General features: G+C 41.4%; 8 protein-coding genes. All 8 read right to left on the reverse strand.

From position 1 onward, the window contains the following. Positions 1-141: 141 nt before the first annotated feature. The 8 genes from RYH73_RS16585 to RYH73_RS16620 all read right to left on the reverse strand — a co-directional run bounded on the left by RYH73_RS16585 (position 142) and on the right by RYH73_RS16620 (position 16369). The gene (locus tag RYH73_RS16585) at positions 142-2790 is read right to left on the reverse strand and encodes a glycoside hydrolase family 38 C-terminal domain-containing protein (RefSeq protein WP_335314568.1); all 2649 of its coding nucleotides are present in this window, start codon (positions 2788-2790) and stop codon (positions 142-144) included. Between the two features lie 105 nt (positions 2791-2895). Continuing rightward, positions 2896-4827, reverse strand: a complete 1932-nt coding sequence (locus tag RYH73_RS16590) for a RagB/SusD family nutrient uptake outer membrane protein (protein WP_335314569.1) — start codon at positions 4825-4827, stop codon at positions 2896-2898. 92 nt (positions 4828-4919) lie between these two features. Then, the gene (locus tag RYH73_RS16595) at positions 4920-8453 is read right to left on the reverse strand and encodes a SusC/RagA family TonB-linked outer membrane protein (protein WP_335314570.1); all 3534 of its coding nucleotides are present in this window, start codon (positions 8451-8453) and stop codon (positions 4920-4922) included. A gap of 172 nt (positions 8454-8625) precedes the next feature. After that, a complete protein-coding gene (locus tag RYH73_RS16600) occupies positions 8626-9675 on the reverse strand; it encodes a FecR family protein (protein ID WP_335314571.1) in 1050 nt (349 codons plus the stop codon). Between the two features lie 58 nt (positions 9676-9733). Continuing rightward, positions 9734-10294: an RNA polymerase sigma factor gene (locus RYH73_RS16605; RefSeq protein WP_335314572.1), complete on the reverse strand. Its 561-nt coding sequence runs from the start codon at positions 10292-10294 to the stop codon at positions 9734-9736. A 328-nt stretch (positions 10295-10622) separates the two neighbouring features. Continuing rightward, a complete protein-coding gene (locus RYH73_RS16610) occupies positions 10623-11669 on the reverse strand; it encodes a DUF6528 family protein (protein ID WP_335314573.1) in 1047 nt (348 codons plus the stop codon). Between the two features lie 52 nt (positions 11670-11721). Beyond that, positions 11722-13218 (reverse strand): RagB/SusD family nutrient uptake outer membrane protein, encoded by a 1497-nt coding sequence (locus RYH73_RS16615; protein ID WP_335314574.1) that lies wholly within the window; start codon positions 13216-13218, stop codon positions 11722-11724. 16 nt (positions 13219-13234) lie between these two features. After that, complete coding sequence (locus tag RYH73_RS16620; RefSeq protein ID WP_335314575.1) at positions 13235-16369, reverse strand: SusC/RagA family TonB-linked outer membrane protein; 3135 nt, start codon at positions 16367-16369, stop codon at positions 13235-13237. Positions 16370-16436: the final 67 nt, after the last annotated feature.

Here is a 16436-nt window from a genome sequence, read left to right on the forward strand (position 1 = left end):
GAATGCTATTTAATGATTTCATATAGTATTGGTCGATTGTCAAAAAAACAGCTCTGCAATGAGTGTACGACTGGAGTTATCCCAATTTTCTATCAAAGCCGAATCTCCACACGAAGTAGAGATCTCGAGTTCTAAAAATACCTATAATAAAATAAAGCTTGCCGGAGCATAAGCTCCAAGCTTAAATTCGAATTTGCTAGATATAATTTTTATCGGCTTCCCTATCTTCTGTCCCCGCAAATCAACAGGAATTGCCGTAAGCGCCTTTATTCCATTCGGTAACGTTACAATAATTTTTCCTGAAGTCCCAGCTTGCTCCCATACGCGGAAAACGGTTCCATCCCCGTCTGGATTATTTCCAAATGCGGTAATCATTACACCCTTTTGAGATAATTGAACCCCCGAGGCAGACACGGGCAAACGCCCGCTTGCATCATTTATTAATGTCGCTAAAAGCGGAGACCGGGATTCTTCAGAGGGTGTAATAATAGACTTTTCATTATTAAAATGATCTGTAAACCATAAATTAATCCTTGTGGACCACGAACCTTCCACCCACTCCGTGAAGTTGGTACCCCAGAGATTATTATACAGATTAACAAAAACATTGGGTTTTCGGGGTATAAAATATCCTGAATATGTCCACAGTCTAGGGCTATCAAGACTGATTCCGGGAGCATCCGGCGTTGACAGCCCAACACCATTTCCATGCTTATCGATTACAGACAAGCCCGAATTCAGAAAAAAATAGTCAAAATTGCTTCCCTTAACAAAATCCTGGCTAGGATCCACTATGCCGCCCAGCCTTGCCAATTTAAATGCGGGATCGTTAACATTGAAGGGCAAACTTATCCAGCCCGCTTCCGGCCAAGGTTCAGCCGGTTTACCGTTGATACTCCAGATGAGCTCAACATTGGGCGTATTTTTATATAGGGTTACTGTAATGCTATAATCGTGTGGCAGATTAGGTGATGCTGAAAACAGCATGGTAGCTGTTACAGATGTCGCATTTTTTGAAAAAATAATTTTTGCATGTTGTCCTTTCTCCGTCAGATGTGGTTCATCAGTCAGATTCGGCCGGGTTAATTGACCACCGCCCCCTCTTTTTATGATATCTTTAACGTAACTATCTGCATCTTTCCTACTGAAACGCTCATACACATATTGACCAAATCCATATTCGCTTTTTTTATCAACCATTTCCCTGCCTGTTTTCTTTTCTAAAATCGAGCTTATACTTCCTTTAGTAGGGTCAAATTGTATCTTTAAATATTTGTTCTCTATAGTGCTGGTTGATTCATTGATCAAAAATTCCTTTCCAGCATTTGATGGTTCTTCATTCGTTAGTATGTAATTGCGATAACCTGAAGCCGGCACATCATTCGCAACAAATTGAAGCAGATTCTTTTCGTTTGAAAGCGTTATAATTTCACCAGTCTCAAGATCCTTAACTGCGGTACCTGGATTGGATGAGCTATGCCCTTTAATAGTGACCAGTCCACTTCTTTTCCATGGCAGTGGATTATAAACAAAAATCCTCTTTCCTTTGACATTAACCTCTCGAGCTAAGGCTTTCAGCTGTTGGTTCAACGATGGCGTTACGATCTTATCAGCTGAAAACACACGATCTGCTTTTTCCTTCCATGACTTTTCAATATCACTATACACTCCTTTTGCCCTTTGTATTTTAAATTCATCTCCATAAGTCCAAATGCCATTTTTACCATGACTCATGGCCATACCAAAAGTATGCTCATCAAATAAAAGATTATTTATATAAGCGTCTGATAACAGATCTGAAATATTGTATCCTTTAGGCGACCAAATATTATATAACGTATTAAGCGACTCAAGAGCAAAGAGATCTTTACTTATTCTACGAGAGTCTTTAACTTCCCGTGGCATAGACATAAACCCATAGATCCAGGTGTCTGGCATATCGCCACGAACGACCGGTAATCTGGGATTTTCTTTAATAATAGCGTCATAAAAATCAGACATACGCCCAATTTTAACGCTTGCATTCGGCGCTTTCGCATGTATTTCTGCGAGAACTTTTTCAACAATTTCAGGCGTAGGTGGTCCTGAATTATCGCCGTTTTGTACAATTGCTAGCCAGGTTTTATATGGCCAATTTATAGGCGGAAGCACGGAGGTACCATAACCTTTTTCCGAATACATTGTCATCAATTTTGAGCCATCCGGTCCCTCCCACCAGAATAACTCAGGGACTTTAGGAGATTGAAAAGCCCCGTTGCAACCAATCTGGATAAATTTTACTCCAGCGTGTTTTAAAAGTGTCGGCAACATCCATGATTGACTGGGAACATCCGACATTTTTGCATCGTAAGGTAAAGGTAAACCGTAACGTCGTGAAATAGCAGACGAGATACCCATCCCGCGAACCAGCATTTCAGGATCGCTGGATTCAGTTTGTATATTAAAGGGTAAGGCGTGTATTACAAAACGACCGTCAACAATAGCGGCTTCCACTTTAGGCCTCATGTCGGGTAAACTTTGGTTGATCATTTGACTCATTGGCCAGCCAGGAACGGTCCAGACAAACTGTTTCTCAGGGGCCAGATTTTTGTTTTCTTCAATAATATTGAAAGCATTTTCCATCATGGAAGTACTATACTGTTTTACAACGGCTCCGGCATAATCCGTATAACCAATATCAAAATGTGTTTTAAACACAATAATGATCTCCTTGACAGACGTATCCTGTTGCCGAGCAAACAGCACTGGGCTGGCGAGTAATAACCAAGAGCGTAAAAAAAATTGTTTCATCATCATTTATGTTATTAAGCCTCTCTTCAGTTAAGGCGAAGCGCGACAAAATATGCCGAGTTAAACATCTATCACTAACTCGGCATATTCTTTCAGTAACAACCCTTACCAACCTGGACTCTGTATCAAGGTAGGTGATTGCTGCAATTCCGTGTTCATCAACGGGAATAGGTAATGCTTCGGGGCGGTAAACACCCGGCTTTCAACAAAGAAACGCTCCATCCGATATTTTTTACCATCTACTTCAATCTTTCCGTTTGGATCTTCTACCGGACGCATACCGTTAATCATCCGTTGGTTTTTCGGATAAGGTCCATAACCTTTCGCCCAATATTGCTGCGAACGTTCATTATCATCAGCACCAGCACTCCTAAATTGCTGCTCTTTACTTATTTCGCTATCCGAAGTGGGTTCCAGATACAATCGGGTATCAAAAGCACGCTTATTTTCATAGAAAAACTCAACCCGGCGTTCGCGCTTGATGTATTCGCGCATCAATTCCTGATTATTCATTGTTTCTGGTGGCATAGGTGCCATAAACGAACGTGCCCGCACTTGGTTAATCAAATGGTAAATTTCCGCATTTGGACCATCCAGCTCATTTACCGCCTCTGCATAAATATAGATAAAATCGGGTAAACGCCATATCGGCGGGGCACTGATTCTTAGACTCCCGTTTTTATTCCAGGCCTCCTGTAAGTACTTACGCAAGTAATAGCCTGTTTTTGTTGCATTGGAGGCATTGATTTTATCAGCACCACTTGCTGTATTAACGGTAGATGGATTATTAGCCCCATTACGAAAAGGAGCTCCATGATAAATAATATCCCGATAAAAGCGTGGGTCGCGTTTCACCGAACGGTAGGGATTGGCATCATCATAACCATCATCCTTTGCCCTGCTGGCATAGATGGGATAACCGTAACCATCCGGTGCTATATATTCATATTCATCCACCTGCTCCTGTACGGGTTGCTGTCGGGAACTCCCACCCCTACTGGGAGGATACACATCACCATACCATCCTTCATATTTATCTTTTGTTACAAACCAAACCGCTTCGGTTTTGAAGGCATCCATATCATAATATATTTGCCATAAACGGGTATATACCGTCGAACCACTGGTATTCTGGTTACCGCTATCATTAAAATCCTGATCACTATATTTCTGATATAAACTAAACCTTTGGGAACCAGCTTCGTTCTTTAGATCCAACACGGCTTTTGCTGCATCCCGGGCAGCTGCCCAACGCGCTGCATTATATGCATAATCATTTTCAAAAACACGATTTCCCGTATAACCATATTTACTTGCACCATTCCACAACGGTGCAGCTAGCGTCCAACGTGTAATAGCTATCAACCCTAAACAAGCGCCTTTGTCGACCCGCCCAAAATCATTACTACTCCAGTCGGCAGGCAAACGATTAAAAGCCTCGTGTGCGTCTTGTACAATTTTATCACCTACGGCCTGAGCGGATTCACGTGTGAATTCCATGGACTGATTCACATCCACCACATAGTCCAGATAAGGTGCTTCACCATAAATGCGTAATACCAAATAATGCAGGTATGCGCGCATAAAATAAGTTTCTCCGATACGCTTCTGCAAATCACCCGGATTTACCGGATTATCCGGCGTGTGATATTTCTCTACGCCTGCTAAAATAACGTTCGCTTTCCGTATCCCAGCATAAAGATCGTTCCAATACTGACCACGGCTTCCCGGTAAACTCGTAGTATTCCAATCGCCCGTGTTAAAACTATTGGCAGCATTATTGCCAACATTGGTTGCTTCCGCTTCATCTGTAATACCAGCGGTAGAAAAATCTGCAAACCAGGTCATGGGCGCATTAGCAGTCTTTGCTTTTGCATATAAATCCGTTACTAATTGATTGACTTTATCATAACGCGTAAACACCTGTTCTTCGGTTAATTGATCGTCTGGTAATTTATCCAGGTACTTTTTGCAGGAGCTAAAAGCCATGGAAGCAACAACCGTTAATATAATGTATTTCTTTAATTGTGTTTTCATTAGAATAAGTTGTTTTTTATGGCAATGAAGCCGGCATAAATTATTTTGATTTTTTTGTTTATGACAATTTATGCAGGTCTCATCGATTTATCTTAGAAGTTAACGTTAACACCAAAATTGTATACTTTCAATAGCGGATACCAATACCCGTTTGTATTACTTTCCGGATCCATATCTAGCTGATCCAATCCATCCCATGTCATGAGATTCTGTCCTTGCACATAGAACCGCACTTGGTTTAAGCCAATTCGCTTAATCCAATTTCGAGGTATACTGTATCCGATCTCAACATTCTTTAATCGAAGGTATTTAGCATCATACAAGAACAAGCTGCTGTTACTGTTCTTATTGTTATTATGTGTACCCATATGCAATGCTGGATATGTGGCCGTTTCGGCGGTTTCGGGGGTCCAGCGATTAAGATGTAAGGGCCGTACAGACCCTGTTTTATCGTGATCATATTGCGGAAAATCCCAAGCAGCACCATCGGTTACCAGCATAGACGAATTTAAGGCCCCCTGAAGAAGCACACTGATATCCAATCCTTTATATTGTAGGGTTATCGGTAAGCCAAATTGGATTTCAGGACTACGCGGATTGCCCATAATCTGGCGATCAGCAATATCGCTTATCAAACCATCTCCATTTAAATCCTTATATACCGCATCACCTGGAATGAGCTTGCCCCAAGGTTGATAGCCCATTTCATTCAGGGCATCTGCTTCCGCCTGATCCCGCACAAAATGATCAAACACATAAACAAAATTCTCATTCAAACGATGTCCGGTAGCAGCACGCCAAGGGTATTCCCAGTTAATTTCGTTTTGGAAAATAATCTTATTACGTGCAAAGGTAAAATTCGGTTTGACGAAATACCGAAAATCCGCACCGATACGGTCGGTCCAAGTTAACTCAAAATCGATTCCTCTGTTGTTGACAACCCCGGAATTAATGAAGGGGGCAGTTTGACCAACCACACCAGGGAAGCCTAATCGGTTATCACTCGCTCGCAATTCGGTCAAAATATCATAACGATGCTCATGGAAGACATCTACGGTAATCCCCAAACGCTCTTTTAAGAACTGCGCATCTAAACCGATATTGATTTTACGGGCTTTTTCCCAACTCATTAGTGGATTTGCCAAGCGGTCTTCTTTCAACCCTCCTGGGTTAACATTGAAGTTTTGTTCGCCAAATTCATAGCCACTTCCTCCCGTATAAAACTGTAAATAGCCAAAACGACCGCCCGGTAACTTATCACTACCCACCAAACCATAAGAACCGCGCAGTTTTAGGAAGTCCAACCACCCTGCGGTGTTATTCATAAATTTTTCTTTGGAGATGACCCAACCGAGCGCTGCGGCAGGGAAGAACCCATAACGATGTTGGGGTGAAAAGTTTTCCGATCCATTGTAACCGAAGTTAAATTCTGCGAGGTATTTCTGATCGTAATTATAGGTAAACTGACCACTTAAACCCTGATAACGGATATCGACTTGTGCATGATCTCCATCATAGACACTTTGTGAAGACCGATTGAACAGCAGCATGCCGCTGATATTATGCTTATCAAAGTTATGATTGTAGTTCACCTTAAACTGATAGAACGTACGGTTAAAAGGGTTACTCTGTGAAAAGCTGTTCCCTAAGGTTTGGTCGATGGCATACTTATTACCTAAAACATAGCTTCCATCGTAATAGCCTGGATTCATGAATACATCGCGTCCCCCTGAAGGTGTAAAAATAGAATACCCAGGATATTCCCGATATCCTTCACTGTAGGTATCTATTTGTCGGCGTAACCATTGCTCTTCGTTTGCATCATAAGAAAAGGTACCATCCACCGTCAATCCGTCGGTGATAAAGTCGAGGTTATACCCCATGGAAAAGCTTCCTTCCAAATAAGTTTTTTTCTGCGTATGGAACCCGCTTTTAGTAAGCTCGCCCAAGATATTGAAACGGTAAATCTGATCGCCGTAAAGTAATCCATCAGGATGATCCAGTAAATATTGTGCATTCACACTATTGCTATTCGGTTCCAGTACAATGGGCAGATAAGGCGGTTGCGTCATGGCAATGGTTGTAAGCCTTCCCGCACTTGTTCCCGGTGCGGTACGGTCAGTAATACGAGCTCCGAGGTTTAACTTAGCCCATAATTTATCGGTAATATTCACATCGATATTTGATCGGAAATTATAGCGTACAAATTTAGCTTTGGCATTGTAATCTGATAGATCAATATGATCATAGTTAGTACCTTGACGCATATAGCCTCCCATTACATAGTAACGTGCGATATCGTTACCGCCACGAATAGCCAGATTTGATTCTTGCTGTACGCCGCTTTTGAAGAGGTAGTCAAAATAATCCCAGTTATATCCTAGTCCATCAGAATTATCTCCCTTCGCCTGACGGAATTTATTGATCCCATCTCCAGAAAATAGATTTAAATTATCCACGTTTCCACCATCACGAAGGGCATCGTTTGTCATCGCCTCATTATAAAGCATCGCATAATCGCCAGATCCTAAAAGGGAGGGTAATTTTACCGGACTGTTTATCCCAACAGACGTTCTAAAATCAACCGTTGCTTTTTCCGCAGCTTTTCCGCGTTTCGTTGTAATGACGATTACACCATTGGCGCCACGGATACCATAAGGGGCCGTGGAGGCTGCGTCCTTCAGAATGGTAAAGGTTTCAATTTCGTCCGGAGCCAAATAAGACATATCGCGTTCGATACCATCCACGATAATAATAGGCGATTGATTGCCATAGGTGCCCTTACCACGAATAAAAATCTCCGATCGATCAACACCCGGTTCACCACCACTATATTGGTTAGCGACTAAACCCGGCAAGCGTCCAGCGAGCATGTTATTAATATTCGCTGTAGGACTTTGCACCAGATCTTTGGAAGTAATGGTACTGACAGCGCCGGTTACATTTTCCTTCTTCTGGGTAGTATAACCTACTACTACGATTTCTTGCAGGGCCTTGGTATCTTCCACCAACTGTATATTAACAGTACTTGATCCTTTCAGATCAATTTGTTGTGGTTGAAAGCCAATATACGAGAAAATCAACGTGGCGTCAGCATAAGGAACGTGAATGGTAAAATTACCATTAGCGTCTGTTCTTGTAGCTGTTTTTGTACCTTTTACAACCACACTGACGCCAACCATTTCCTCTTTGGTTACACTATTAACTACCGTACCCGAAATCTGCTTTCCTTGCTGTATATTACGGTCTACCGAACGGGATTCTGCGGGAATAATCGTAATTTGTCCTTTTGCCTTATGATAGGACAAACCTAACTTAGGCAGTTCAGCGCCCAGTAGCGTTAACAAGTCCTCCCCGTTCGACTGAATGGTAATTTTTTTATCTTTAAAAAGATCCTCATTATACAATAAGGCAATATCAGTTTGTTGTTGTAGGCTTATAAAAAAGGTCTTTAATGATGCATTTTTTAGGTTTAACGATATTTTCTGCGAAAACGCTTTAGCAGAAAAACCCAACAATAATAAGGTACATAAAATGCAGAAAAAAGGATGGATACTAATCCTTTTTTTTGGACAATTACCTTCCATTACATCACCTTGCAGGTCATGTTCATTTTTTATCGTCATTTGCTTATTTTTTAGGCAATGAAACTCCGACGAGTTTTTTTATGATTATATGCTATATTATCACCGAAAACTCAAGTAGGTTTCATATTTTTGATTAAGATTTAAAGATTAGATAAGATTTTTACGTCTCAGGAAGAAGGAGCTCCCCCTCCTCTTCCTTATTTTTTTGTCATTATTTTTTTATCAAGTAAACCTCCTTTTCATTAATTTTAATTTGATAACTTTCTAATTCATATATGCTTTTCAACACATTTTCTATAGATCCTTGTAGACTTAAACGCCCGGAATAGGCTACCCGTACCTGTTGTAATGTTTCCGGACAATGTATATGTACATTAAAAATACGTTCGAGCTTTTTAAAAAGCATCGGTATAGCTATTCTATCGAGTGCCAATTGCCGCTTGGTCCATAACATTCCTCTTTCCACCTCTCCTTCATGTAAGTAAACTTTTTTATCCTTTCGGTTTAATGCAAGTTGTTGCCCTGGCTTCAATTGGAACCGTTGACGGTTCTCACTTTCAAAAGCAATGCGACCTGTAATTAACGCTGCTAGCATCTCCGGATCTTCTTCATAACAGCTCACATTAAACGAGGTTCCTAATACATGAATGGTTCCATCATTGGTTAACACGCGAAAAGGGTGCACATTCGAGGCGATTTCAAAATAAGCTTCACCGTTTAAAAACACGTCCCTGAAGGCTCCCTCCTTGAATGTTGCCGGAAAGGTCAAAAAAGAGCCTGCATTCAACCATATTTTCGAGCCGTCTTCCAAGATTACTTCCTGCCGCATTCCATAAGGCACGTAAACGGTTTTATAATCAGCCATCTTTTTGTTGATCACTTGTTGCACGTAAGAAACGCTATCCTTAAGAATGACCGCTTGTTCCTTCACTAGCTTCATGTCTCCTTTTTTCAACCCCTTTTTGGATAAAGTAAGCATCTGTATACGACCTTCCTCGTGTTTCAGTAAATTAACACTTAACTGTGCAGCTCGTTTCATTTCCCCGGATCGATCTTGATCGGTCTCTATATGCATCCAAAAGAACAGGCCTACAACAAATACTGTCACAACAAGGCTAAGCATACCGATAGTTTGCTGTCTTTTTTTTCGATAAATGGAATGTTCAATTTTTTCCCAAAGAAAGTTTTTGGTATCTGTATTAAAAGATTTCCCCTCGTCTTCTGGCTCAGTTAGTGACCGTTCCTGCTTTGATTTATCCATTAATCTTTAGCCTTATATAGATAGAGAGCTAAAAACATATCAGGTATGGACATTTTTTTTAAAAAAATGAAGAGAGGACAATTACAAAATAGGTTAGTGTTTGTAGATCCGCCTTTAATAACTTAATAGCACGATAGCTTAATTTTCGGCAGGTTTCAATATTGATATTCATGACTTTTGCAACTTCGGGATAAGATAAATCCAAGGTGTAACGTAGGTGTAAGATTTCCCGTTGCCGCTTAGGAAGACGATTAATACCATATTTTAGCCGTTCCCAAGTCATTCGTTCCGTTTCTTTTGCAATCAGATTAGCTTCTGCGCTTTCCTCCATTTCCATAGCTATCTCTTTGACGCTTAGGTCCTCGGTAGGTTTACCGAGCTTAAGTAAACGTCTACGTAAGGAGGCCATTAAATAAACGCGGATATTCACATCCTCAGCGATCTTATGATTTCCGTAAAGATGTACAAAAAGGTCATGGATGCAATCAAGCACTTGGTCATGATCGCCTCCTAAACGGATTCCATAGGCATATAGGCTGTCTGCATGCGCCTCATAAATACGCCGGAACGCTTCCTTATCACCTTTGACAAATAATTTCCAAACGCCTTTTAAGTCCATAAGTTTTGGTTAATTTTCCTATTAAAGGCACATCAGATACAGCTAACATAGTATTTTTATAGGAAAAAACGCACAATATTAGGCACAAAAAAATATTTGCACAATAAGGAGTGAAAAAATTAACATAAAAGTAAAATTTATTCCAAGACATCTTATTCAATGAAAAGACTCGCGATTCAAGTCAATGGCTCGAATGGTAGTCTGTCTTAGAGAAAAAAACAAACCCCTCGTAAAGAGGGGTTTGTTGCTTATATCCATCTGAGATAGACTATTCATTCGATCCTGATAAACACCTTTTTTATTTTCCGGTGATTCTTTACGTTCCTTTTCAATAAGGGGTACGAAAAATCTTCGCCCTATAAAATTTTGCACCGCTCTTTGTCCGATAATATTGAAAGTACCCGTCACTGGAATAAATATCCACGTAGCGTGTACACCAGGTTGGACTGGTAACAGGGTCCGGCAAGTCGGTTGTCTTCTCCGAATCCGGACGTGTAAGTACAAATAGGCCAGACTGCTGTCTGCTTATGCCTTTCACAAAAGTCTTGTTCAGCAGATTAGGTGCATCCGTAAACGCTTTTGTTGTTTTATCAAAGCGGTAAACACCTCCATTGGTGCTCACCCATAAAATAGTAGGATCGTTCAGATCGCGCGATAGGTCATGCCCATAGGGATTAGCACTGCTCGTTGTATTCAATCGTCCCCGTCTTTCGGGAAGTTCTGTCAAAGTTGGAGCAGCATCCGTTCCACCAATTTGCAGGGCCATTACAAAATCATTACCGGTTGCCCAGAGGATATTTTCGATTGGGTCGTACAAGACGGAATGCGCTTTATTCAGTCGAACCGCCGCATGGGTTAAATTATCCGTTCCGATAGAAGAAGCAAAAAGCAATACCGAATCTTTATCCGTAGCAGCGACCGCAATATTCCCGTTTGGTAACAATTCTACACCATGCGGATTAAATCCGAGGTTATATGCCCACTTCTTTATACCCCCGGGATAGGAAGCGATCGTAACCAGTCCATTTGAACAAGACGCAACTAAATGATTCCCTCCCCAGACACTAATAGTACGGACTTTAAAATCTGTCGGCAAACCCCAATGATCCAGTGCATACTGAGAATAGCCTTTGGCCTCCTCTGGTTTCCATGACCATTTTAACGCAGTCGAATTGTTCCAATCTTCGACTGCAGGGTTATAGATTTCAATTGCATTCGTAGCCTGATTACCCGTCCATATCCAATCATCGGTAGCTACCGCATTCGTTACTTTAGACGGAACCGTCATTGCTACATTTCCCGTTAAAGAATCTTGTTTATCTTCTTTGCAGCAGACAAAAATAGTCGCTATATAAAAAATTAATAATCTTTTCATTTTAATGCTTGACTAATACTTTTCATGATTGACCTTTCCTTTATTCAACCAGCTAATATCCTGGATTCTGGGTAAGATTCGGATTTTTAATAATCTCCTCGGCAGAAATCGGATAATAGTTATGAAACGGTTTGATGTTTGCCGCACCTATCGGGTTATCATCAGCAACTGATTTAATCGCATCCACGAGCTTATCCCATCTCACAAGATCCCACCTACGTTGAAACTCTCCGACAAATTCGATGGCACGTTCCTTCATGATCTCTTCTCGTAAACCTTCCTGCGATAGGCTTGCAAGTTCACTCAATTCGGCACGTTTCCTTACTTCATTTAACCATTTCATACTTTCCGAGGTATTCCCCTCTTCATTATAAGCTTCTGCCAGAATCAATAAGACATCTACATAACGTAATATATAAAGGTTTTTACCACTTGCTTGGGCATTGGCTTCCAAATCCCAAAATTTAGGACCGAACCAAGGGTGATCTGGTCTTGGCCATTTCGTAAAGGTTTGACCGTTATAACCGTAACCGAGTACGACATCCTTACGCTGGTCGTTTGGCTCAAACATCTTCACCAACTTAATTGTTGGCCGGCAAACACTCCATCCATCTATCACATAACTACCAAAGTCTACTCCTGCATAGGTGCTTAAACCGGGATCTCTTGCAGGCATATAATAGGACGTCTGCTGATGTGTTTTGATATTGGTGGCGGTGGCCGCATCACGAAGAAATTGAACTTCGAAAATGGACTCCGCATTGTTTTTAAAACGATTGCGCACGTCAAAAACATCTGCATAACTTGGTAATAGCGAATATTGGTCGCTTTGAACAACCTGTAATGCGGTTTGCCGCGCATTTGTCCAATCTTTGTTATAAAGATATACTTTAGCCAAAAGGGTCAGGGCCGCTCCTTTCGTCGCCCTACCTACATCGCTTGTGCCATAGCTTAATGGAAGTGTTTCAGCAGCCTCGCGCAGATCTTTCATAATCTGCTCACGAACTTCCACCAGTGGAGTTCGCGCAAGCTGACTAACTGCATCCACATCCAATTCATCCGTCCATACGGGAACATCTCCCCAAAAATTAGACAATATGAAATAGTACAATGCCCGTAAAAATTTTGCTTCCCCAACTAAGCGTCCTCTTAACTGTTCGTCAATAGGCGCTTGTGAAACTCGGGCGATAACCATATTCGCGTTCTTAATAGCCGTGTATGCGCTACTCCAAACGCTACCGGTACCTGTATTTCCAGAAGTGAAGGTATATTCATGTGGAACCAGATTGTTTGCGTCCTCGGTATAGGAAAGATCCGTACCCAAATCCACAATCCGCCAAAAATCAGGCGATCCATAAATCGTATTTAGAGATGCATAAACACCATTGACTGCCTGCGTACATTGTTCGCCATTCGTAAAAAAATCAGCGGGTGCAATAAACGTTTTCGCATCTTCATCCAGCGATTTTTCACATCCTCCTATCAGGATGCTGCCCGCTAATAGGAACATAAACAAATATAGTTTCATAACGATTATTCTTGTTTTCATTTCGTATCACTTTGGGTTAAAAGGTCATATTGAGTCCGAATGTTATCGTTCTACTGTTCGGATAGTTTCCATTGTCGGTGGCGATGATCGTCGAACTGCTGCCTCCACTATTTACTTCAGGGTCGAATCCATTGTATCCTGTCAGTAAAAACAGATTCGTACCGCTAACAAATACCTTCATATCTTTGACAAGCTCTTTTAGCAGTAAGCCTTTGAGATTATAACTGAGCTGGGCTGATTTTAAACGAAGAATGGAAGCATCGTGCAATAAGCGATCGCCCGGTATATTGTCACGAGATTCTACTGCAGGAATATCCGAAGTTGGATTATTTACAGACCAACGGTCGGCCATATACTTGTATTGGTTAGTCAGAGAAGATCCCATCCCGGCGAAAAATTCCATGGCATTGAACATTTTATGGCCTTGGCTAAACTGAAAGAAGAAATCAAACGTAGCCCGTTTGTAGGTAAATGTGCTACCGAAGCCGCCAAATAATTTGGGGTTTGCCGGCGCAAGGTAATGGTAGTCCACGGCATTCAGTACGCCGTCGCGATTGTAATCAACGTATCGCGGCCCTCCAGGCCTGTAAAGGTTGGCAGTTGACACCAAAGTTCTTTCTCCACTGGGTTTGCTCAGTTCGGCATCGATCTCTTCTTGGTTCTTCCAAGTACCCGCATACTCAACACCATAATTTGCACCAATGGGCACACCTTTTTCCAGGTAGCTGGTCAGCACGCCATAACCAATGCCTGCATCCAGAGAAACGCGGGTAAGTGGACCGATATCGGTTACTTCCTGGCGATTGGTTGAGATATTGATCAGGGCATTCCATGTGAAATTACGATTTCTGATGACATCTCCATTTACTGAAAAATCGAACCCTTCATTTAACGATTTTCCGAGATTAACAATGCGTGATCCATACCCCGTTTGTGAAGGAATCTGGACGGTCAATAATAGATCTTTGCTCACCATTCGGTAATAATCAGCTGTAAAATTGACTCGTCCATTAAAGAACTCGAAATCAAGTCCTGCGTCTAGTTGAGAGGTGGTTTCCCAGGTCAATCCGTCGTTACCAACATTTCCTTGTGTATAACCCAATGCCTGCGTTCCTCCAAAGATATACGCATTACTGTTTGCCGATAAAGAAGCCAAAGACTGGTAGTTGGCAATACCTTGGTTCCCGGACAAGCCGTAGCTAACACGAAGCGAAAGATCGGATATCGTATTGCGAATCTTAGCATTTTCGAAGAAGGATTCATTGGATATTCTCCATTTGACAGCACCTGAAGGAAAAAATCCCCATTTTTTCCCCGCAGCAAAATTTGAGGCACCATCACGACGGCCTGTGAAAGTAAAATAGTATCGATTTTGATAATCATAATTAATACGTCCCAAAAAAGAGATAATTGTATTTTCGTCTAAGTTAGAAGCTATACCGCGATTCTCCTGTTCCGTAATTCCCAGGTTATTGTATTGGGTAATATCGTTTGTAAGCCGTGCACCTGAAGCATAGAGTCGATCAATATCTCTACTTTGATAACTGGTTCCAAGAAGAAAATCCAAGTGATGATCTCCGAAACTCTTCGTATAATTTGCTGTGTTTTCATTAATCAAACTAGTGGTATTATAGATATCAGAAGACGCAGAACCGTACATAATGTTATTATAAATCTTGCTCGGCATATCAGAAGGACTATAATAGTCCGCCCGTTGATTGATAAAATTGATTCCCAGCGAAGACCTTAGTTTCAAGCCGGAAATAGGTTCATATTGAAGATAAAAATTCCCGATGATATTGTTAGCGAGCTGCTTATTGGTGATTTTATTCACAATCGCTACGGGATTATCAATATGTCCTCCCGTGTACCAAATCGGATTGAATGTCTCATAGCTTCCATCCGCCTTATAGATAGGTATCGTTGGTGCTAAAAAAACATAAGATGAAGACCAGCCCGTATTAGATCCTAAATTCATGCTGCTAAGCTTCTTGTTTTCGCGGCTGATATTGAGATTAACACCGAGGTTCACCTTTGATGAAAGATTCTTCGTAAAGTTGAGCCTACCCTGATAGCGTTTAAAATCTGTATTCTCAATAATACCTTGCTGGTTCAATACGTTACCCGATAAATAATAGGTATACCCATGATCACCACCTGTCCCTCCCGATGCTGATAAGTCATAACTTGAAAACGGAGCATTACGGGTCACCGCATCTACCCAATCCGTGCCCTCTCCGCCAACTATATTAATAACCGAATCCACGTTCGGATAAAGAGCAGGTTGCTTACCAAATATCCGGGCCTCGTTTATAAATTCAGCGAACTCCCTCGCATTCATCATTTCAGGCCGCTTTGCTAATTGTGAGATCCCTTGATTTGTCGAAAAACGAAATTCATTACGCCCTGCCTTCCCTTTTTTAGTGGTAACGAGAACGACACCATTGGCGGCTCGAGACCCATAGATGGCAGTTGTAGAAGCATCTTTAAGGATATCGATACTTTCAATGTCTGCTGGATTGATTGAATTAAGATTTGTACCACTGGGATCAACGATACCATCGATGACATAAATAGGTTCATTCGTAGCGCTGATTGATCTCGAACCCCTAACACGGATCGTGGTAGGACTTCCAGGCGCACCATTTGTTGATTTAACGTACACACCAGCTGCCCGTCCCTGTAGCATTTGATCAATTCTCGTTGCCGGTAAATCCGCTAGCTTTTCCGTTGAAATGGTACTTACGGATCCCGTTAAATCTTTTCTTTTGCTTGTACCATATCCAATAAGCACGACTTCATCGAGCACGGTTTCCTTAGGGCTTAATTTGATATAAATCGAACTGATTGAGCCCCGATTTGTAAGTACTTCCTGGGTGAACGGCGTATAGCCGACTAGTCGAAAGTTAAGCGTATAGCTTGTTTCATTTTGAAGATCGTTGACCTGAAATAGTCCTTGCTTGTCCGTAGTCGTGTTTTTTACGATCTGATTTTCATTCAACTGAACCGTTACAATTACGCCTTCCAACTGTCGACCGGCAGTATCAACAACCACTCCTTTGATACTTGCTTGTTGTTGCGCAAATGTTGGTACTGCCAAAACAAGCAGTAACATGAGTAGAAAGTAACATTCAAATGTTTGTTTCTTCATAATTTGTCTTTTTTATCTTATTATTATTTTTCAAGCAATACGAGGCCCCTACCGCTTTTGCAGTTGC

The organism is Olivibacter sp. CPCC 100613, from assembly GCF_036959255.1.
Lineage (GTDB): Bacteria > Bacteroidota > Bacteroidia > Sphingobacteriales > Sphingobacteriaceae > Olivibacter.